The organism is Cellulosimicrobium sp. NPDC030954 (genome assembly GCF_055571305.1).
In genome coordinates, this window is sequence record NZ_JBVIFN010000014.1 from 65,067 (window position 1) to 84,521 (window position 19,455).

The 19,455-nt window shown below is 73.7% G+C and carries 16 protein-coding genes; 6 read left to right on the forward strand and 10 right to left on the reverse strand.

Going from position 1 to position 19,455, the window contains the following annotated elements; genetic code table 11:
* Nucleotide 1: 1 nt before the first annotated feature.
* Nucleotides 2-4,732, forward strand: coding sequence for an ATP-dependent RNA helicase HrpA (gene hrpA, locus ACZ402_RS18965; protein WP_375823414.1), 4,731 nt, complete (start codon nucleotides 2-4; stop codon nucleotides 4,730-4,732).
* A gap of 43 nt (nucleotides 4,733-4,775) precedes the next feature.
* Here hrpA and ACZ402_RS18970 read toward each other — a convergent pair whose 3' ends face one another.
* The 3 genes from ACZ402_RS18970 to melA form a co-directional block, all read right to left on the reverse strand.
* On the reverse strand, nucleotides 4,776-5,711 hold the full coding sequence (locus ACZ402_RS18970) for an endo alpha-1,4 polygalactosaminidase (RefSeq protein ID WP_375823413.1): 936 nt from the start codon (nucleotides 5,709-5,711) through the stop codon (nucleotides 4,776-4,778).
* 82 nt (nucleotides 5,712-5,793) lie between these two features.
* Nucleotides 5,794-6,642, reverse strand: coding sequence for a class II fructose-bisphosphate aldolase (locus tag ACZ402_RS18975; RefSeq protein WP_375823412.1), 849 nt, complete (start codon nucleotides 6,640-6,642; stop codon nucleotides 5,794-5,796).
* Nucleotides 6,639-7,955, reverse strand: a complete 1,317-nt coding sequence (gene melA, locus ACZ402_RS18980) for an alpha-glucosidase/alpha-galactosidase (protein WP_375823411.1) — start codon at nucleotides 7,953-7,955, stop codon at nucleotides 6,639-6,641. Before melA ends, ACZ402_RS18975 begins: the two co-directional genes overlap by 4 nt.
* 143 nt (nucleotides 7,956-8,098) lie before the next feature.
* Here melA and ACZ402_RS18985 point away from each other — a divergent pair, with 143 nt between their 5' ends.
* Nucleotides 8,099-8,956, forward strand: a complete 858-nt coding sequence (locus tag ACZ402_RS18985; RefSeq protein ID WP_375823410.1) for a DeoR/GlpR family DNA-binding transcription regulator — start codon at nucleotides 8,099-8,101, stop codon at nucleotides 8,954-8,956.
* A gap of 13 nt (nucleotides 8,957-8,969) precedes the next feature.
* On the opposite strand, the gene ACZ402_RS18990 is transcribed toward ACZ402_RS18985, so the two are convergent.
* The 6 genes from ACZ402_RS18990 to ACZ402_RS19015 all read right to left on the reverse strand — a co-directional run bounded on the left by ACZ402_RS18990 (nucleotide 8,970) and on the right by ACZ402_RS19015 (nucleotide 15,076).
* The gene (locus ACZ402_RS18990) at nucleotides 8,970-9,905 is read right to left on the reverse strand and encodes a 1-phosphofructokinase family hexose kinase (protein WP_375823409.1); all 936 of its coding nucleotides are present in this window, start codon (nucleotides 9,903-9,905) and stop codon (nucleotides 8,970-8,972) included.
* Nucleotides 9,902-10,906, reverse strand: coding sequence for a carbohydrate kinase family protein (locus ACZ402_RS18995; protein ID WP_375823408.1), 1,005 nt, complete (start codon nucleotides 10,904-10,906; stop codon nucleotides 9,902-9,904). Before ACZ402_RS18995 ends, ACZ402_RS18990 begins: the two co-directional genes overlap by 4 nt.
* Nucleotides 10,903-11,844, reverse strand: coding sequence for a carbohydrate ABC transporter permease (locus ACZ402_RS19000; protein ID WP_375823407.1), 942 nt, complete (start codon nucleotides 11,842-11,844; stop codon nucleotides 10,903-10,905). Before ACZ402_RS19000 ends, ACZ402_RS18995 begins: the two co-directional genes overlap by 4 nt.
* A complete protein-coding gene (locus ACZ402_RS19005; protein ID WP_375823406.1) occupies nucleotides 11,844-12,749 on the reverse strand; it encodes a carbohydrate ABC transporter permease in 906 nt (301 codons plus the stop codon). Before ACZ402_RS19005 ends, ACZ402_RS19000 begins: the two co-directional genes overlap by 1 nt.
* Before the next feature lie 11 nt (nucleotides 12,750-12,760).
* Nucleotides 12,761-14,059, reverse strand: a complete 1,299-nt coding sequence (locus tag ACZ402_RS19010) for an ABC transporter substrate-binding protein (RefSeq protein ID WP_375823405.1) — start codon at nucleotides 14,057-14,059, stop codon at nucleotides 12,761-12,763.
* A 129-nt stretch (nucleotides 14,060-14,188) separates the two neighbouring features.
* The gene (locus ACZ402_RS19015) at nucleotides 14,189-15,076 is read right to left on the reverse strand and encodes an SIS domain-containing protein (protein WP_375823404.1); all 888 of its coding nucleotides are present in this window, start codon (nucleotides 15,074-15,076) and stop codon (nucleotides 14,189-14,191) included.
* Between the two features lie 195 nt (nucleotides 15,077-15,271).
* On the opposite strand from ACZ402_RS19015, the gene ACZ402_RS19020 reads away from it, so the two are divergent.
* A complete protein-coding gene (locus tag ACZ402_RS19020) occupies nucleotides 15,272-16,366 on the forward strand; it encodes an amidohydrolase family protein (protein WP_375823403.1) in 1,095 nt (364 codons plus the stop codon).
* Nucleotides 16,367-16,375: 9 nt separating this feature from the next.
* Here the strand turns inward: ACZ402_RS19020 and ACZ402_RS19025 are convergent, their stop codons facing one another.
* Nucleotides 16,376-16,888: a hypothetical protein gene (locus ACZ402_RS19025; RefSeq protein WP_375823402.1), complete on the reverse strand. Its 513-nt coding sequence runs from the start codon at nucleotides 16,886-16,888 to the stop codon at nucleotides 16,376-16,378.
* A 217-nt stretch (nucleotides 16,889-17,105) separates the two neighbouring features.
* On the opposite strand from ACZ402_RS19025, the gene ACZ402_RS19030 reads away from it, so the two are divergent.
* The 3 genes from ACZ402_RS19030 to ACZ402_RS19040 all read left to right on the forward strand — a co-directional run bounded on the left by ACZ402_RS19030 (nucleotide 17,106) and on the right by ACZ402_RS19040 (nucleotide 19,263).
* A complete protein-coding gene (locus ACZ402_RS19030; RefSeq protein WP_375823401.1) occupies nucleotides 17,106-18,314 on the forward strand; it encodes a beta-ketoacyl-[acyl-carrier-protein] synthase family protein in 1,209 nt (402 codons plus the stop codon).
* 102 nt (nucleotides 18,315-18,416) lie between these two features.
* On the forward strand, nucleotides 18,417-18,953 hold the full coding sequence (locus tag ACZ402_RS19035; protein WP_375823400.1) for an O-acetyl-ADP-ribose deacetylase: 537 nt from the start codon (nucleotides 18,417-18,419) through the stop codon (nucleotides 18,951-18,953).
* Between the two features lie 91 nt (nucleotides 18,954-19,044).
* Nucleotides 19,045-19,263 (forward strand): PspC domain-containing protein, encoded by a 219-nt coding sequence (locus tag ACZ402_RS19040; RefSeq protein ID WP_375823399.1) that lies wholly within the window; start codon nucleotides 19,045-19,047, stop codon nucleotides 19,261-19,263.
* Nucleotides 19,264-19,455: the final 192 nt, after the last annotated feature.

Genomic DNA, 19,455 nt, shown 5'->3' on the forward strand with positions numbered 1-19,455 from the left:
CGTGAGTACCGAGCCCGCAGCGAACCAGCCTGACGCGCGCCCTGCCCAGCAGGGCGGCGCCGCCGAGGGCACCCCGCGCGAGGGTCGTCGTCGCCGCGGGAACCGCCGCGGACGCGGACAGGGCGACCGCCCGACGTCGGGCACCTCGACGACCGCGACGGCGACGCGGCGCGGGCGGGGCGAGCGGCCGCCGTCGGGCCCGCGGCAGGTGAGCCGCGCGCAGCTCGATCGGGCCGCGCAGGCACGCGAGGCCGTGACGGTCCCGCCCATCACGTACCCGGAGCAGCTCCCCGTCAGCGCCCGACGCGCGGACATCGCCGCCGCGATCCGCGACCACCAGGTCGTCATCGTCGCGGGCGAGACGGGCTCCGGGAAGACGACGCAGCTCCCCAAGATCGCGCTCGAGCTCGGGCGGGGCCGCGCGGGGCAGGTCGGGCACACGCAGCCCCGCCGCATCGCCGCGCGGACCGTCGCCGAGCGCATCGCGGAGGAGCTCGGCACGGAGCTGGGCGGCGTCGTCGGGTACCAGGTGCGGTTCACCGACACCTCCAGCGAGGACACGCTCGTCAAGGTCATGACGGACGGCATCCTGCTCGCGCAGATCCAGCGCGACCCGGAGCTCCTCGCGTACGACACGATCATCGTCGACGAGGCGCACGAGCGGTCCCTCAACATCGACTTCCTGCTCGGCTACCTCGCGCGGCTCCTGCCACGCCGCCCCGACCTCAAGCTGATCATCACGTCGGCGACGATCGACTCCGAGCGCTTCGCGCAGCACTTCTCCCCCGCACACCTCGCCCAGCTCGGCGGCGCGCCGGACTACGTGGTCGACGCGCTGCCCGACACCGCGCCCGTCGTCGAGGTGTCCGGCCGCACCTACCCGGTCGAGATCCGGTACCGGCCGCTGTCCCCCGACGTCGACCCCGGCGCCTCCACCGGCAGCGGCACGAAGGCGAAGGGCCGCGCGGGCGCCGAGGAGAAGGACCTCGTGACCGGCATCGTCGACGCGTGCGACGAGCTCATGCGCGAGGGGCACGGCGACATCCTCGTGTTCCTCTCCGGCGAGCGCGAGATCCACGACGCCGCCGACGCGCTCACCGGCCACCTCAAGGACCGCGTCACCGACCCGAAGCACCCGCAGCGCGTCGAGATCCTGCCGCTGTACGCGCGGCTGTCGTCGGCCGAGCAGCACCGCGTGTTCCAGGCGCACACGTCGCGGCGCATCGTGCTCGCGACGAACGTCGCCGAGACGTCGCTGACCGTGCCGGGCATCCACTACGTCGTCGACCCCGGCACGGCCCGCATCTCGCGCTACTCCAAGGCGACCAAGGTGCAGCGCCTGCCCATCGAGCCCGTCTCGCAGGCGAGCGCGAACCAGCGCTCCGGCCGCTCCGGCCGTGTCGCCGACGGCATCGCGGTGCGCCTCTACTCCGAGGACGACTTCCTCTCCCGGCCCGAGTTCACCGAGCCGGAGATCCTGCGCACCTCCCTCGCGTCGGTGCTGCTCCAGATGATCTCCGTCGGCGTCGTCGAGACCCCCGACGAGGTCGCGCGCTTCCCGTTCGTCGAGCCCCCGGACACGCGCGCCGTGCGCGACGGCGTCCAGCTCCTCACCGAGCTCGGCGCGCTCGCCACGTCCGACGGCGTCACGCGCCTCACCGAGGTCGGGCGCGTGCTCGCGCAGCTCCCCATGGACCCGCGCCTCGCCCGCATGATCTGGGAGGGCTCGAGGCTCGGCGTCGCGCGCGAGGTCGCGATCATCGCCGCCGTCATGTCGATCCAGGACCCGCGCGAGCGCCCCGCCGAGGTCCGCGCGCAGGCCGACCAGGCGCACGCGCGCTTCACCGACCCGCACTCCGACTTCCTCACCTACCTCAACGTCTGGGAGTACGTCCGCGAGCAGCAGCACGAGCTCTCGTCGTCGGCCTTCCGCCGCCTGTGCAAGGCCGAGTACCTCAACTTCCTGCGCATCCGCGAGTGGCAGGACGTCGTCGCCCAGCTCCGCGAGATGTCCAAGCCCCTCGGCATCGACATGTCGTACAAGCCGCGCGCCGGGCGCTCCGGATCGGGTTCGGCGGAGGGGGCCTCGGGCTCAGCCGCCGCGGACCCGACCACGGCTCCCGACCCGGCCGCCGCCGAGCAGAGCGCGGCGTACAAGCGCGCCTGGGACGGCGACACGATCCACAAGGCGCTGCTGTCCGGGCTGCTGTCGCAGCTCGGGATGCAGGACACGGGCGACGTCAAGGCGTCGTCGGTCGCGCACCTCAAGGGCGAGGCCCGGGCCAAGGCGCTGCGGCGCGCGCAGAAGCAGGCGCGCAACGAGTACACGGGTGCACGCGGCGCGCGGTTCGCGATCTTCCCCGGGTCCCCGCTCAGCAAGAAGCCGCCGGCGTGGATCATGGCGGGCGAGCTCGTCGAGACGTCGCGGCTGTGGGCGCGCGACGTCGCGCGCATCCAGCCCGAGTGGGCCGAGGACCTCGCGGGCGACCTCGCGCGGCGCACGTACTCCGAGCCGCACTGGTCGACCAAGCGCGGCGCCGCCATCGCGACCGAGAAGGTGCTGCTCTACGGCGTGCCGATCGTCGCGGACCGCAAGGTGCTCTACGCCAAGGTCGACCCCGAGGCCGCGCGCGAGATGTTCGTGCGGCACGCGCTCGTGCAGGGCGAGTGGACGACGCACCACCGGTTCTTCCACGACAACCGGAAGCTCCTCGCCGAGGCGGAGGAGCTCGAGGCGCGCTCGCGCCAGCGCGGGCTCGTCGTCGACGACGACGCGCTGTTCGACTTCTACGACGAGCGCGTCCCCGACGACGTCGTGTCCGCCGCGCACTTCGACCGCTGGTGGAAGACGGCGCGCCGCCGGGACCCCGACCTGCTCACCTTCACGCTCGAACAGCTCGTGCCCGACGCCGAGCAGATCGACACGTCCCAGTTCCCCGAGACCTGGCCGCAGGGCGAGCTCACGCTGCCGCTCACCTACCAGTTCCAGCCCGGGACCGACGCCGACGGCGTCACCGTGCACGTCCCGATCTCCGTGCTCAACCGCGTCGTCCCCGACGGGTTCGACTGGATGGTCCCCGGCCTGCTCGACGAGCTCGCCACGGCGACGATCCGCTCGCTGCCCAAGCCGGTCCGCGTCCAGCTCGTGCCAGCACCGGACGTCGCGCGCGACGTCGTCGCCTGGCTCCGCGAGCACACGCCCGCCTGGGAGGACATGGCCCGCGCGGGCGACATGGCCGAGCCGTTCCCCGTCGCCTTCACGCGCGCCGTCCGGGCGCTGCGCGACGTCGTCATCCCCGACGACGCGTGGGGCCCCGAGCAGGAGGCGCGCCTGCCCGCGCACCTGCGCATGACGTTCCGCGTCGAGGACCCGCGCGGCCGCGGCGGGTCCGTCGTCCTCGACGAGTCGAAGGACCTCCTCGCCCTCCAGCGTCGTCTCGCCGCGCAGAACCAGGCGGCGGTCCGCGCCGCGGTGAAGGGCGCGGTGGGTGCTGCTCTGCGCGAGGCGGCTTCGGGATCGGTTCCCGGGTCGGGTGCGTCGGTCTCTGGGTCGGGTTCGGCGGCGGAGGGGGCGTCGGTGCTCGGGCTACCATCCGCGCCGCTCGTTCCTCACGGCGCTCCCGCCAGGCCCGCCACGCCCTTCGCATCCGACGCCCCCTCCCCCGCCTCCGCGTCCGGCTCGCCGACGCGCCGCGGACAGGGCACGGCGCCGGACGGCGCAGCGTCGCCCTCGGCGTCCGGTTCGCCGCGGCGAGGCGACGCACCGCCCGCAGACCCCACCACGGCCGCGCTCGTGAGCGAACGCACCAACCTGATCACCTGGCCCGACGACCTCACCGACGGGCGGCTGCCCGCGACGGTGTCGACCGACCTCGGGGGTGGGGTCGTGGTGCGGGGGTACCCGGCGGTCGTCGAGGAGCAGGACGCGAAGGGCAAGCCGGTCGTCGCGCTGCGCGTGCTGGCCGACGCGACCGCGCAGGCGCGGGAGCACGCGCGGGGGGTGCGGCGTCTGCTGCTGACGGAGACGGCGCTGCAGACCGGGCGCATCACGAGCCGGTGGAACGGGACGCAGTCGCTCACCATGGCGGCCAGCCCGTACCGGAACACGGACGCGCTCGTCGCGGACCTCCAGCTCGCCGCGGTGATCGCGCTGACGAGCGGCGGCAGCGGGCCGTACGGCACGCAGCCGGACGTCGCGGCGATCCGCGACGCCGAGAGCTACGCGGCGGCACGGACGTTCGTGCGGGCGCACCTGGAGGACCAGGTGCACCAGGTGGTCGGGCACGTCGTGGCGGCGCTGACGGCGTCGCGCAACCTCGACGCGGAGATCCGCGCGTCGAACAGCCTCGCGCTGCTCAACACGCTCACCGACCTGCGCGACCAGGCTGCGGGCCTGATCCACGACGGGTTCGTCTCCCAGACCCCGCCCCGCCGCCTGCCGCACCTGACGCGCTACCTGCGCGCGGCGTCGTACCGGCTGGAGAAGGCGCAGACGAACCCGAACCGCGACGCCGAGCTCGCGTGGCGCGTCCACGACGTCGAGGAGGCGTACCAGCGCGCCCGGGCCGCCTACGCCCAGGGCCCGGCCGACCCGGTCCGCGCGGCGGACCTGGCCGAGGTCCGGTGGCTGGTCGAGGAGCTGCGCGTGTCGCTGTTCGCGCAGCAGCTCGGCACCGACGGCCCGGTGAGCGAGAAGCGCATCCGCAAGCTCCTCACGCCCGACGGCTGGTGACACGAGGCGGCGCACGGCGCGGGCGCCGCCCGCCGCCTCGCGGTCAGCAGGTCTCGAACACGTACGAGTACGGCTCGCCCGTCTCCTCGACGGGGTCGAACCCGCTCACGTCCGTGTCCGGCGTGACGAGGTAAAGGTCGCGCAGCACGGTCAGGGGTGCGCGGTCGCCGAGAGCGCAGACGTCGGCGAACGTGAGGCCCTCGCCCGCGAGCGGGCCGGGGTACTCGACCTGCAGCACGTGGTCGCCGTACACGTCGGTGTACGCGGAGCACTCGTCCCAGACGGCGCACTCCTCGGTCACGGCGAAGTCGAAGCCGAGGTCGTCGTGCGCGACCTGCGTGATCTCCGCGGCGTTCTTCTGGGCGATGGCGAGCCCGGCGTCGTGCGCGAGACCGACGTACGCCGTCGCGAGCGCGTGCGCGCCGGCCTCGTCGATCTGGTCGAACCGGGTCCAGGTGTCGAGGTTGTCGATCTCGACGGCGTCGAACCCGTCGTCGGCGCACCCGGTGACGACCGGGCCGAGGAGGTCGAGGATCCCGTCCCGCTGCGCGGCGGTCGAGGGGTCGAGCACGAACTCGTCCGGCCAGTCGGGGTCGATCACGAGCTCCCCGCCCGCGTCGTGCAGCAGGAGCTCCTCGTGGTCGAGCCAGAGGTCGGCGTCGTCGGGCTGCGTCTGGAACCCGTTGACGTAGCAGACGTTGTACGCGCCCGCGAGCGGCGTCGCCGTCGCGTCGCGCACCACCACGTCGGGGGCGACCGGCCCGGATCCCGCGTCGACCTGGTCGTACGCGCCGCCGAGCTGGTAGTCGAGGATCCCGCTCGTGGGCGGCAGCTCGACCGCGGCGGGGGTCGTCGCGTCGGTGGAGGTCGTGCGCGCCGTGTCCGGGACGGGGCTCGTGCCGCCGACGGCGGGGCCGCCCGCGCACGCGGTCAGCACCAGCGCCGAGCCGAGGGCCAGGCCGGTCGTCGTTCGTCTCATGTGCTCGTTCCTCTCGTCGTGACGCGCTGCCCGCGCGCCATGGTGGGGGTGCCGATCAGGAGATGCAGGACGGTCCGAGGTGTCAGGCGAACACCTGCGTGCAGAGCCGGTCGACGGCGTCGCGCACAGCCCCTCGCGCCGGGGCGAGGTACTTGCGGGGGTCGGTGACCCCGTCGTTCGCGTCGAGGAAGTCTCGCACCTGACGCGTGTAGCCGACGTTGAGCGCGGTCCCGACGTTGATCTTCCGGATCCCGCGCGCGACGGCGTCGCGCAGCATCGCGGCGGCCACGCCGGACGACCCGTGCAGCACGAGCGGGACGGGGACCTCGGCGGCGATCCGCTCGACGAGGTCGAGGTCGAGCTCCGCGGTCGTGCTCGTCATGGCGTGGGAGCTGCCCACGGCGACGGCGAGCCCGTCGACACCGGTCGCGGCGACGAAGGACGCCGCCTCGTGCGGGTCGGTCCGCACGCCGGGCGCGTGCGCACCGTCCTTGCCGCCGATCGCGCCGAGCTCGGCCTCGACCCACAGCGTGGTGTCGTGCGCCGACCGGGTGAGGTCGCGGGTCGTGGCGACGTTGTCCGCGTAGTCGAGGTGGGCGGCATCGACCATGATCGACGTGATCCCGAGCCGCCACGCCTGGTCGACGACCTGGCGCGCGAGGTCGACGTCCTGGACGTGGTCGAGGTGCAGCGAGACGGGGACGCGCGCCGCGACGGCGATCTCGCGGCAGGCCGCGACCAGGGCCGTCATGCGGCCCTCGTGGTAGCGGACGGCGTTCTCGCTGACCTGCAGGATGCCGGGTGCCCCGGAGTCCTCGAGGCCGGCGACGATGCCCTCGGCGTGCTCGAGCGTGATGACGTTGAACGCGAGCACGGCGCCGCCGTCGCGCGCCGCCGCAGCGACGAGGTTGCCCGTCGCGGCCAGGGTCACAGGGCACCTGCCGGCACGAGGGCGCGCAACGGCTCGGGGAGCAGGTCGCCGTGCGCCGTGACGAGCTCGTCGCACAGGGCCCAGATCTGCTCCGGCGTGAGGGTCGAGGACGCGTTCGGGTCCATGAGCACGGCCTGGCGCACGAGCCGAGGGTCGCCGGTGCGCGCCGCCTCGACGGTGAGCGCGCCGACCGAGACGTACGGCTGGTTGAGCGCCGCGCACTGGGCCGGGAGCGAGCCCATCGGCACGGGGCGCAGACCGTCGCCGTCGACCGCCGCCGGGACCTCGACGACCGCACCCTGGGGCAGGTTGCCGATCAGCCCGTGGTTGGGGACGTTGACGTGCACCTCGCGCGGCGTCCCGGTGATGAGCGAGTGGATGATCTGGGGCGCGTACTCGCTCGCGCCGTCCTCGAGCGCGAGGTCCTCGCCGGCGGCGAGCGCACGCCGCGCCGCCTCGAACTCAGCGACGTTCTCCCGGCTGATGCCGACGTACTCGAGCGGCTGCAGGCGGTAGCGCTCGATCTGATCGTCGGAGCGGAGGAACCAGGGCAAGTACTCGGAGGAGTGCTCGCTCGTCTCCGTCGGGTAGTAGCCGAGGCGACGGAAGATCTCGACCCGGACGCGACGCTCGAGCCCGGGGTCGCGGCGGATCGTCTCGCGCAGCCGGGGGTACAGCGACTCGCCCTGGTGCTCCCACTCGAGCAGCCACGCCTGGTGGTTGACCCCCGCGGCCCGGTACCGCGTCTCCTCCACGGGGACGCCCACGAGCTCCGCGAGGTCGTGCGCCGTCCAGTAGACGGAGTGGCAGAGCCCGGCGACCTTGAGGTCGGGAGCGACGGTGGAGACCCACCACACGTTCATCGCCATCGGGTTCGTGTAGTTGAGCAGCCACGCCTGCGGGCACAGCTCGCGCATGTCGGTCGCGATGCCCTCGAGCACCGGGAACGTGCGCAGCGCGCGGAACACGCCGCCGACGCCGGTCGTGTCGCCGATGGTCTGGCGCAGGCCGTGGCGCGCGGGGATCTCGAGGTCCCTCAGCGTCGCGTCGATGCCGCCGACCTGGATCATGTTGACGACGAAGTCGGCACCGTCGAGGGCCCGGCGACGCTCGGCGTACGCCTCGACGGTGGCCGACGCCCCGAGCTGGCGGCTCACCTGACGCGCGGTGCCCTCGGCGACGCGGAGCCGCTCGGGGTCGATGTCGTGCAGCACGAGGCGGGCGTCGGCGAGCTCCGGGTAGCGCAGGATGTCGGCGACGAGCTGGCGGGTGAAGACGACGCTCCCGGCGCCGACGAACGCGATGCTGACCATGTCGACGATCCTGGGCGCCGTCGAGCGCACTGTGCAAGAATACGATCAGATTTCGCTGATAACACTCACTCTGACTGAGCGATTTGCCTCGTCCGCTGCCGAGAGCGTCGGACACCCGCCCCGCAACCGCCGGAAGGAAGCGCATGTCCGTCGCACCCGACGCCGCGCCCCGCGCGATCTCCCACAAGCGCAGCGACCGCATGATGCGGGCGTTGACGTACGTCAACGAGCACGGCACGGCGCGCCTCACGGAGCTGGTCCGTGAGCTCGGCGTCTCCTCGGCCACGATGCGGCGCGACCTCGCGGACATGGAGGAGCAGGGCCTCGTGCTGCGCACGCACGGCGGGGTGCGCGCCCTCGACCCCACGACGGAGGTCCCGGTGCTCCTGCGCGACTCCCGGTTCCGCGAGGCGAAGCTGCGCATCGCGCAGCACGCCGCCGGGCTGCTCCCGCCGGGACGCTACTCCGTCGCGATCAGCGGCGGCACGACGGCGGCGGCCGTCGCGCGCGCCCTGGCGACGCGACCCGACCTCGCGATCGCCACGAACGCCCTGACGACGGCGACCGAGCTCGCCGCGCGCAGCAACCTGCAGGTCATCATGACCGGCGGGTTCGTCCGGTCGAGCTCGCTGGAGGCCGTCGGCGTGCTCGCCGAGCACACGTTCAACGCGATCAACGTCGGCACCGCGTTCCTGGGCACGGACGGCATCAGCGTGCGCGGCGGCGCGACGACGCACGACGAGACGGAGGCGCGCACCAACCACGCGATGGTCGCGCACGCCGAGCGCGTCGTCGTGGTCGCGGACGGCTCGAAGGTGGGGCGCGTGACGCTGGCCAAGATGGCGGACCTCGAGGAGATCGACGTGCTCGTGACGGACTCGTCCGCCGACCCGGCCGCGCTCGACGCGATCGCCGCGGTCGGCGTCGACGTCCAGGTCGTGCCCGACGACGGTCCGGTCGCGGCCGTGCGGCCGACCGAGGGGCCGACCGCGCAGCGCTGACCCCGCAGCGGGTCTACGGCACCGGGAGCGCCACGGTCTCGACCGTGACCTCGCCGACGAGACGGCGGGCCAGGTCCGCGTCCAGGACGGCCGCACCGGGGACCTGGGCGTTGGCCGTGCCCGCGGCGGCACCGAGCGCCACCGCCTCGGCGAGGGACGCCCCCGCGTCGAGCGCGACGAGCATCCCGCCCAGGAACGAGTCGCCGCTCCCCACCGGGAAGCGGCCGACGTTGCCCTCGAGCCGCACGCGCAGGACGCTCGTGCCGTCGCTCGCCCACGCCCCCTCCGCGCCGTCGGTGACGACCACGAGGCCGCCCGACCGGTCGCGGAGCCCGGTGACGAGCACTGGACCCGGCGTGTCCTCGGGGACGCCCAGCAGCTCCGCCGCCTCGCCCCGGTTCACCTTGACCAGGTCCGGCCCCTCGCCCACGGCGCCCGCGAGCGCCGGGCCGTGGCTGTCCACCGCCACGCGGGCACCCGCCGCCCGCAGCCGACCGACGACGGTGCCGACCATGCTCGGCGCGATGGTGCCGGGGAGGCCGCCGGACAGCAGCCACCACCCGCCCTCGCGCGTGGCGAGGTCGAGCGCGAGCCCGACGACGCGGTCGAGGGTGTCCGGCCCGACGGGGACGGCGCGCTCGTAGATCTCGGTGAGCGCACCGGTGCCCGCGGCCAGGACCGAGACGCACGTGCGCGTCGGGTGCTCTCCCGTCACGACGTGCAGGTCCACACCGTCGGCTCTCGCCCCGGCCGCGACGTCCTCGCCCGACCCCCCGGCGAGGACCGCGACGGCGGTCGTGCGGGCGCCGAGCGACGCCGCGGCCCGGACCGCGTTGAGCGCCTTTCCCCCGCCGACACGTCGGACCTCGCGCGGGCGCTGGATCCCCTCGAGCGCGTCGACGACGTACGTGACGTCGAGCGAGGGGCTGAGGGCGAGCGCGGAGATCATGCGAGCGCGGCCCGGAGCACGGCGAGCGAGGCCTGTGCTCCGGTGCCGCCCGGGCCGAGCGTGGACAACGAGCCGGCGCAGGCCGCCCAGCGCACCCGCTCGGCCTCGTCCGCGACCCCGTGCGCGAGGGCCGCGAGGTAGCCGGCGTCGAAGCTGTCACCGGCGCCGGTCGTGTCGACGACGTCGACGGCGAGACCCGGTGCACGGACCACCTCCCCGACCCGACCCACCGACCACCCACCGCGCGCACCGTCCTTGACGACCACGCGCGGGCCGCGCGCGGCGACCGCCCGGGCGAGCGCGACGTCGGGCTCGTCCGCCGACCCCTCCGGCGAGCGGGCGCCCAGGGCGGCGGCGACGGCGCGCAGCTCGTTGCGGTTCGGCAGCAGCACGTCCACGTGGGGCAGCAGGTCTGCGAGCCCGGTCCAGCGCTCGGCGGGGTCCCAGTTCGTGTCGAGGCTCGTCGTCCACCCCCGCTCGCGTGCGGACGCGAGGACCGCGGGCAGGTCCGCGGCGAGACGCGGCTGGAGGAAGTACGACGCGACGTGCACGACGCCGAGCGGCCCGTGCCAGCCGTCGAGCACGGCGAGCGTGTGGGAGCCGGCGAGGGTCGGGATCGTGCCGGGGACCGTGAGGATCGCCCGGTCGTCGGGCGTGGAGAGGATGACCGAGAGCCCTGTCGGCTCGTCGTGGGCGACGTCGACGGCGGACACGTCCACCCCGGCGGCGCGCAGCGCGTCGAGCGTGAAGGTGCCGAACGTGTCCGCGCCGACGCGCGCGACGAGCGTCGTCGGCACCCCGAGGCGCGCGACGCCGGCCGCCGCGATGCTGGCCGAGCCGCCGAGGACGAGGTCGCCGGAGTCGGCGAGCTGCTCGGCCTGGCCGAAGCGCGGGACGACGTCGCCACGCAGCACGAGGTCGACGTTCGCGTCGCCGACCACGACGACGGGTCGTGCAGTCGTCCGGTCGGGTCCGTCGGGCAGGGTGTAGGGCGTGGTCATCCCTTGACTCCGGTGAAGGTCATGGTGGCGATGAACTGGCGCTGGGCGAACAGGAAGAACAGCACCAGCGGCAGGGTCGCGACGACGTTGCTCGCCATGAGCAGCGACCAGTCGGTCCGGCGCGCGCCCTGGAAGTTCGTGATCCCGAGCTGGAGCGTGAACGACGACGGGTCGTTGATCGCGATGAGCGGCCAGACGAGGTCGTTCCACGAGCCGAGCAGCGTGAAGATCGCGAGCGTCGCGAGCGCGGGCCGCGCGAGCGGGAGGATGATCCGCCAGAACGTCGCGAGCCGGGAGCACCCGTCGAGGACGGCCGCCTCCTCGAGCTCGGGCGGGAGCGACAGGAAGAACTGGCGCATGAGGAAGATCCCGAACGCCGACGCGAGCCACGGGACCATCGCGGCGGCGAGCGTGTCGATGATGCCGATGCGCGCGAAGAGGACGTACGTCGGGACCATGAGGAGCTGGGTCGGGATCATGATCGTCGCCATGATCGCGAGGAACCCGAACGTGCGGCCCGGGAACTTGAGGCGTGCGAACCCGTACCCGGCGAGCGAGCACAGCACGATGTGCGACGCGACGGCGACGACCGAGACGAGGACGGTGTTCGTCGTCCAGCGCAGCACGTCGGTCTCGGTGAAGAGCTTGACGTAGCCGTCGAGCGTGAGCTGCGAGGGCCAGAACCGCGGAGGGAACCGGTTGATCTCCGCCTCGGGCGTGAGCGACGTGAGGAACATCTGCACGAACGGCGTCGCGAACAGCGCGGCGACGGGGACGAGCAGCAGGTGCCACAGCCAGGCGCGTCGCCGCCGGCGCCGCGGTGCAGGGGTGGCGGTGGTGGCGGCGGGGAGCGGGCCGTCCGGGGCGCCGGGCGGCGCCGCCTGCGGTCCGCCGGGAGTCGTGGCGTAGGCGGCAGGTCCGGGAACGGTCGTCGACATCAGAGTCCACCAACCTTCGTGCGGCGGGAGTAGAGCGTCACGGCGATGGTGATGAGCAGGGTCACGGCGAACAGCCCGTACGCCACGGCTGACGCGTACCCGAACTCGAGCTCCTTGAACGCCGCCTTCCACAGGTAGTACACGACCGTCTCGGTCGACCCGAGCGGGCCGCCGCGCGTCGTCGTGTAGACGAGGTCGAAGAGCTGGATCGCCTGGATCGTCTGCCAGATGGCGACGAACACCGTGACCGGGGCGAGCTGGGGGAACGTCACGTGCCAGAACGACTGCCACCGGTTCGCGCCGTCCACGCGGGCGGCCTCCGCGAGCTCGACCGGGATGTCCTGGAGCGCGGCGAGGTAGATGACGGTCGTGAACGCGGCCTGGCCCCACAACGACATGATCGTGATGACGACCATCGCCTGTGACGGGTCCTCGAGCCAGCCCTGCTGCGGGAGGCCGAGGACGCGCAGCACGTTGTTCACGAACCCGAACTGCGGGTTGAACAGGTAGGTCGTGAGGATGCCGGTGGCCGCCGCGGAGACCACGAACGGCAGGAACACGAGGGTGCGGTAGACCCCGACCAGGACGAGCCGGCGGTTGAGCGCGACCGCGAGTCCGAGCCCGAGGAAGAGCGACGCCGGGACGAACAGCGCGGTGTACAGGAGCGTGTGCCCCACCGCGGCTCCCAGCTCGGCGTCGGTCAGCATGCGCCGGTAGTTGTCCGCGCCCACCGGTTCCGGGGTGGAGAAGCCGTTCCAGTCCTGCAACGACAGCAGGAACGCCCAGACCGCGGGGAAGATCGACAGACCGACGACGAGCAGGGTCGCCGGGGTGACGAAGCCCCACCCGGCGAGCGCCTCCCCCGTCCGGCGGCGCCGCGGGGCCCGCCGGACGGGGGTGGGCACGATCGTCGGCGTCACTGGTCCGCCAGCGCTTCGTCCGATCGGTCGGCGGCCCGCTCGAGCGCCTCGCGCGGTTCTCCCTTGCCCTGGAGGACCTCCGAGACCGCCGTGCCGACCGCCTCGGAGAGGTTCACGTACCCCGGCACGGTCGGTCGAGGGATCGTCGCGTTCTCGCTGTTCTGCGCCATGACGTCCAGGCCGGGCATCGCCGCGACCTGTGCCTGGAACTCCGGCGAGTCGATCTCGCTCTCGCGCAGCGGGAGGTTGCCGTAGACGACGTTCCAGCGCACGTCCTGCTCGGGGTCGGTCAGCCACCTCGTGAACTCGTACGACCAGTGCTCACGGTTCGCGTCCTGGTGGTCGAACAGGACCCAGAGGTCGGCGCCGGAGATCGTCGTGTGCTCGCCGTCGTAGGCCGGCAAGGGGACGACGCCGTACTGCGTGCCCGCGACCTGGAGGTCGTACAGCGTCCACGGCCCGGACGTGACCATGCCGATCTGGTCGCTCGCGAAGATCTGCGTGAACTTGGTGTCGGTCTGGTCGAGGTAGACCGACCCGTCCTCGACGGCCATGTCGCGCAGGAACGTCAGCGCGTCCACGCCGGCGTCGGAGTCGAACGTCGCGGTCGTGCCGGACTCGTCGAGGATCTCCCCGCTCCGCTGCCACAAGTGCGGCCAGAACTGCCACGTCGTCTCCTCGGAGCCGGAGACCCCGTAGGCGTAGCCGTACGTGCTCGTCGAGGGGTCCGTGAGCTCCTTCGCCGCGGCGCGGAAGTCGTCCCACGTCCAGTCCTCGGTCGGGTAGTCCACGCCGGCGGCGTCGAACACCGTCTTGTTGTACAGGAGCGAGAGGTTGTCGACGACGGCCGGGAAGCCGATCGTCGTCTCGCCGTCCGGCTGGGCGGTGGCGCGAGCGGCGCCGGAGAACTCGTCCCAGCCGACGTCGGGGTCGCTCACCTGGTCGGTGATGTCGAGCGTGCGCTCCGACTCGGCGAGCTCGCTCGCCCAGGAGCCGAACGCGTAGGAGATGTCCGGGTAGGTGCCGCCCGCGAACGAGGACGACAGCTTCTGCAGCAGGTCCTCCGTCGACGGCGCGCCCGACGACACCTCGATCGTCACGTTGGGGTGGAGCTCCTCGAACTCCTCGGCGAGGCCCGTGAGGATGGTCTGGGCCTGGTCGGCCTGGCCGGTCCACCACGTGAGCGTGACGTCGGCCTCGGGGTCGAGGGTCGTGGCGCCCTGGGTCCCGGACGAGCACGCCGCGAGCAGCAGCGCGCCGGAGACGACGACCGCTCCGGCGGCTCCCCGGGCCACGGTGAGAGGACGGTCGGGACGGCGGCGGGTGGGATGACGGAACATTGTCGGCCTTGTCTCTTGGGCGGTCTCTTCGTCGAGTGTCCGGGTACTGCGTCCCCGTCGTTGACGGGCTGTCGCGGGTCGTCCTCAGCCGAGGACGACGGAGCGGGTGAGGTGGCGCGGCGCGTCCGCGTCGAGGCCGCGGTCGGTGGCAAGGGCGACGGCGAGGCGCTGGCACTGCACGAGCTGGACGAGCGGGTCCCCCTCGAGGTGCACGACGGTCGCGCCGGTGCGCCGCACGTCCTCGGCGAGCGCCGGGTCGTCGTCGCCCAGCAGGATGACGAGCGTCGCGTCGGTGGCGACGGCGACCGGCCCGTGCCGGTAGTCGAGCGCGGGGTAGGACTCGGACCACGCCTGCGCCGCCTCGCGGATCTTCAGCGCCGCCTCCTGCGCGAGGCCGTAGGCCCACGAGCGGCCGAGGAACACGAAGTGCTCGAACGCGCCCGGCTCGACGGGCAGCGGCGTCGCGAGCGCCTGCTCGGCCTGCTCGACGAGGTCGGAGAGGTCCTCGCCGAACGCCTGGCGGGCGACGGCGAGCACGGAGGTCGGGAACCGCGTCTGGACGACCGACTCCTCGTCCGCGAGGTCGAGCACGAGGACGTCGTCCGCCGCGAGGGCGACGGGCGTACCTGCGACCCCGACGACCGCAGCGGTGCGCGTTCCTGCGGGGACGGCCGCGAGCGCCTCGAGGCACTCGCTCGTGGTCCCCGAGCGGCTGATGACGACCACGCGGTCGTAGGGACGCGTCGGGTGCCACTCCGACGCGTACGCGGCGTCGGTCTCGCCGAGGCCCGCGTCCTCACGGAGGACCGCGATCGCCTCGGCGACGAACGCGCTCGTCCCGCACCCGAGCACGAGGACGCGCTCGCCGGGCGCGCCGAGCACGGAGCCGGTGGCGGGTCCGCCCGCGAGGGCCTTGGCCCACACGTCGGGCTGGCTGTGGATCTCTCGCTCGGTGACGGCGCTCGGGCTCACGTGCTTGTCCTGTCGTCGGCGGGGTCGTGACCCCGGGTCCAGCGGTGGTGGGTGCCGCACGGCGCGGACCCGATGCCCAAGATCCTGCTCATCGTCTGCGCGATAGTCACGCAGAGTGGCACATTCACTCACTATGAATGATCGGTTCGCGTAACATCCGTGAAATCTGCGCGCGCGGGGCAGATGCTCGAGGACGTGACCGATCCTCTCCATCACGCCACCCCGCCCCCGGTGCCGCCCGTACCCGGCCTGCGGCTCGCCGACTGGGAGCCGCGTGCCCGCGTGCGGCTCCCCCGGACCGACGTCACCCGGGCCGCGGTGGCCGCCGTCGACGTCCACAACCACCTGGGCCGCTGGCTCACCGCCGACTGGTGCGCGCCGGACGTCCCCGCGCTGCTCGACCTGCTCGACCGCACGAACGTGCGCACGGTCGTCAACCTCGACGGCCTGTGGGGCGACGAGCTCGAGGCCAACCTCGACCGGTACGACCGCGCGCACCCGGGCCGGTTCCTCACCTTCTGCCAGGTCGACTGGGGGGCGCTCGCCCACGCGGGCGGCGAGCGCGAGGTGCAGCGGCAACTCCGCGACGCCGCGGCGCGCGGGGCGCGCGGCCTCAAGGTGTGGAAGAACCTCGGCCTGACCGTCACCGGCCCCGACGGCGCCCTCGTCGCGCCCGACGACCCTCGCGTCGTCGAGACGCTCGCGCTCGCGGGCGAGCTCGGGCTGCCCGTCCTGATCCACGTCGCCGACCCGAAGGCGTTCTTCGACCCGCTGGACCGGTACAACGAGCGCATCGACGAGCTCTCCGCGCAGCCGTCGTGGTCGTTCGCCGACCGGTCCCGGTTCCCGTCGTTCGATCACCTGCTCGACGCGTTCGAACGCCTGCTCGTCGCGACGCCGGGGACCACCTACGTCGGCGCGCACGTGGGCTGCGTCGCCGAGGACCTCGACCACGTCTCACGGCTCCTGCGGTCCGCACCGAACCTCGTCGTCGACGTCGCGGGCCGGCTGGGCGAGCTCGGGCGTCAGCCACGGCGCTTCCGCCGGCTCGTCGAGGACTTCCCCGACCGGGTCCTGTTCGGCACCGACGCGTTCCCGTTGTCTCGCGAGCAGCTCGAGACGCACTTCCGGTTCCTCGAGACGGCCGACGAGCACTTCTCCTACGCCCCCGGCGACCCCGTTCCGCCGCAGGGTCGGTGGGCCATCTCGGGCGCGGACCTCCCGGCGCACCTTCTGCCGGCGCTCTACGCGGGGAACGCGTGCCGGGTGCTGAAGCTCGACGGGTCCTGACCTCCCGGGTCAGGGCAGCACGACCTCCCGCGCCGGGTGCACCGACGCGTCGAGCACGACGCGGTCGCTCAGCGGTTCGTCGAGCTCGACGACGAACGGCGTCGGCGGGTTCGACGGGCAGTCCGCCTCGCCGGTGCGCGGCTCGACGCCGACCGTCACGGCGATCGCGTCGTCGCGCACCGCGAGGTCGGAGAGCCGCACCCGCCCCTCGGCGTCCTGTCCGCTGTTGCACGCCATCTCCGTGACGAGCAGGTGCACCTCGTGCGCGTCAGGCACCGGCGGGTGCTCCGGGTCGAGCGTGAGCGTCGCGGTGCTGAGCCCGCCGAGGTCGGCGCGCAGGGCACAGGTCTGCGCGACGGTGAGGGACCACGTCGGCACGGGGTCTCCGTCCGTGGCGTCGGTCAGCTCGATCACGAGCATCTCGTGGGTCCGGACGTCGCCGGCCCCCAGGTCTTCCGGCTGGTCGAGCACGCGCAGCAGGGCGACCCGCTCGGCCCCGACCACTCTCCCCGTACGTGCCACGCGGTCCTCCTTCATGTCCCGAATGCGTGGCGACCGGGCGCGACCGTGCGGGCCTGCCGTGGCCGGGGTGACGACCCGCCGCTTTACTCGTGGTGAGTGACAGCGTGCGCACTGTCACACTGTCGGACAAGACAAACCCCATACGGATGTCTTGAAATGGGACCCATCGACCACAACCGTCGTCCGACGAGGCGACGCCCGCAGGTAGGGGGACACCATGACACGAGCCGTCGTCACGGGCTACGGGGCGGTGACCCCGGTCGGGCTCACCGCGGCGAGCACCTGGGACGCGCTGCTGCGCGGCGAGCCCGGGGTGCACGCCATCAAGGACGACTGGGCCGCCGACCTGCCCGTGCGCATCGCGGCGCGGGTGGACGACGCGTTCGCGGAGGGGCTCGCCGTGCGCGAGGCGCGCCGCACGGACCGGGCCGAGCAGCTGACGCTCGTCGCGGGCCGCGAGGCCTGGGCCTCCGCAGGGACGCCCGACGTCGATCCCACGCGCCTCGCGGTCGTCGTCGGGTCCGCGAACGGCGGCATCGCGACGACGCTCGACCAGTCCCACGTGCTCGACGAGCAGGGGCCCCGGCGCGTCTCGCCGCACACGGTCACCATGCTCATGGCCAACGGGCCGGCGGCGTGGCTCTCGATCGACCTGGGCGCCAAGGCCGGGGCGCGCGCACCGATCAGCGCGTGCGCCGCGGGGTCCGAGGCGATCACGATGGGCCGGGAGATGATCCTCGCCGGGTCGGCGGACGTCGTCGTGTGCGGGGGTGTGGAGGCGGGCGTCCGGCCGTTCTCCCTCGCCGCGTTCGCGGCGGCGCGCGCCATGTCGACCCGCAACGACGAGCCCGAGCGCGCGTCGCGCCCGTTCGACGTCCACCGGGACGGCTTCGTCATGGGCGAGGGGGCGACGCTCCTCGTCCTCGAGAGCGAGGAGCACGCGCGGGCGCGCGGCGCTGCGGTGCACGGCGTCGTCGCCGGGGCCGCGCTGACCTCGGACGCGTTCGACATCGTCGGCGGGGACCCGGAGAACCAGGCCCGGACGATCGGGATGGCCCTGCGCGCCGCGGGCCTCTCCCCCGCCGACGTCGGCCTCGTCCACGCGCACGCGACGTCGACCCCCGTGGGCGACGTCAACGAGTCCGACGCCCTGCACGCGGCGCTCGGCATGCCCCCGCCCGTGACGAGCACCAAGGGCGCGACGGGCCACCTGCTCGGTGCCTCCGGCGCGCTGGGAGTCCTCGTCGCGCTGCTCGCCGTGCGCGACGGCCGGGTGCCGCCCACGCTCAACCTCGACGCGCTCGACCCGGCGATCGACCTCGACGTCGTGCGGGGTGCCGCCCGGGACACGACCGCCCGCCACGCGCTGGTCAACGCGTTCGGCTTCGGCGGCCACAGCGCGAGCGTCGTCGTCTCGCGCGACTGACCCCTCGGCCCGAGAACGAGGTCGCTGTCGTTCTCGGCGCCAGAACGCGAAGAACCTCGTGCTCGACGGCGAGCAACGCCGTGCTCGCGCGAGGATGGGGACATGGACCTCGACGCCCGGCTCGCCGACATCACGACGCTCACCGTCGACGCCATCGTCAACGCCGCGAACTCGACGCTCCTCGGCGGCGGGGGTGTCGACGGCGCGATCCACGCCGCGGCAGGGCCCCGGCTCCTGGAGGAGTGCCGCCGCATCCGGCGCACGACCCTCCCCGACGGCCTGCCCGTCGGCGACGCCGTCGCCACCGGCGCCTACGACCTCCCCGCCCGCTGGGTGGTCCACACCGTCGGGCCGGACCGGCACCGCGGCCAGACCGACCCCGCGCTCCTCGCGTCGTGCTTCACGCGGTCGCTCGACGTCGCCGCGGGCCTCGGCGCCGCGACCGTCGCCTTCCCCGCCGTGAGCGCGGGTGTCTACGGCTGGGACGTCGACGACGTCGCGCGCGTCGCGGTCGAGGCCGTCCGCGGCTGGTCGGGCGCCGGGGCGGGCACCGACTCCGGCACCGGGGTCGCCGCCGTGACCTTCGCGCTCGCGTCGCCGCGCGCGCTGGCAGCGTTCGAGGCAGCGCTCGGACGCTGAGCCCGGGCTCAGGGTCGCCGGCGCGAGGATCAGGGTCGGTTCGGGGGACATCCCGATACCGACGCCGCACCCGCGCTCCTACCGTCGAGGTATGAGCACCTTCGACGCCTCCGCAGCCTCCTTCCGGCCGACCCTGTCCCGGCCGCGCCACGGTCGCATGATCGCGGGCGTGTGCGCAGGGATCGCGCGCCGCTTCGGCTGGGACCCGACCGTCGTGCGCATCGTCGCCGCGGTCTCGATCCTGCTCCCCGGCCCGCAGGTCGTCGCCTACCTGATCCTCTGGGCCCTCATGCCGAACGACCGCGACTGAGCCCACCCTCTCGCCGCCGAACCCGGGGTTGGGGGGGGGGGGGGGGGGGGGGGCCCCCCCCCCCCCCCCCGGGGGGGGGGGGGGGGGGGGGGGGGGTGGGGGCGGTGCCGCGGACGGGAGGCGTGACGGGCAGGTCGTCGTCGGCGACGCGCAGCGGGCCGAGCCGTGCCGCGAGCTTGGCGTTCGCGTCGC

Coding starts and splice junctions, on each gene's coding strand:
- ACZ402_RS18970 (WP_375823413.1), bottom strand. CDS start 5,711: ATGAGACGAACGACGACCGGCCTGGCCCTCGGCTCGGCGCTGGTGCTG.
- melA (WP_375823411.1), bottom strand. CDS start 7,955: ATGGTCAGCATCGCGTTCGTCGGCGCCGGGAGCGTCGTCTTCACCCGC.
- ACZ402_RS18985 (WP_375823410.1), top strand. CDS start 8,099: ATGTCCGTCGCACCCGACGCCGCGCCCCGCGCGATCTCCCACAAGCGC.
- ACZ402_RS18990 (WP_375823409.1), bottom strand. CDS start 9,905: ATGATCTCCGCGCTCGCCCTCAGCCCCTCGCTCGACGTCACGTACGTC.
- ACZ402_RS18995 (WP_375823408.1), bottom strand. CDS start 10,906: ATGACCACGCCCTACACCCTGCCCGACGGACCCGACCGGACGACTGCA.
- ACZ402_RS19000 (WP_375823407.1), bottom strand. CDS start 11,844: ATGTCGACGACCGTTCCCGGACCTGCCGCCTACGCCACGACTCCCGGC.
- ACZ402_RS19030 (WP_375823401.1), top strand. CDS start 17,106: ATGACACGAGCCGTCGTCACGGGCTACGGGGCGGTGACCCCGGTCGGG.
- ACZ402_RS19035 (WP_375823400.1), top strand. CDS start 18,417: ATGGACCTCGACGCCCGGCTCGCCGACATCACGACGCTCACCGTCGAC.
- ACZ402_RS19040 (WP_375823399.1), top strand. CDS start 19,045: ATGAGCACCTTCGACGCCTCCGCAGCCTCCTTCCGGCCGACCCTGTCC.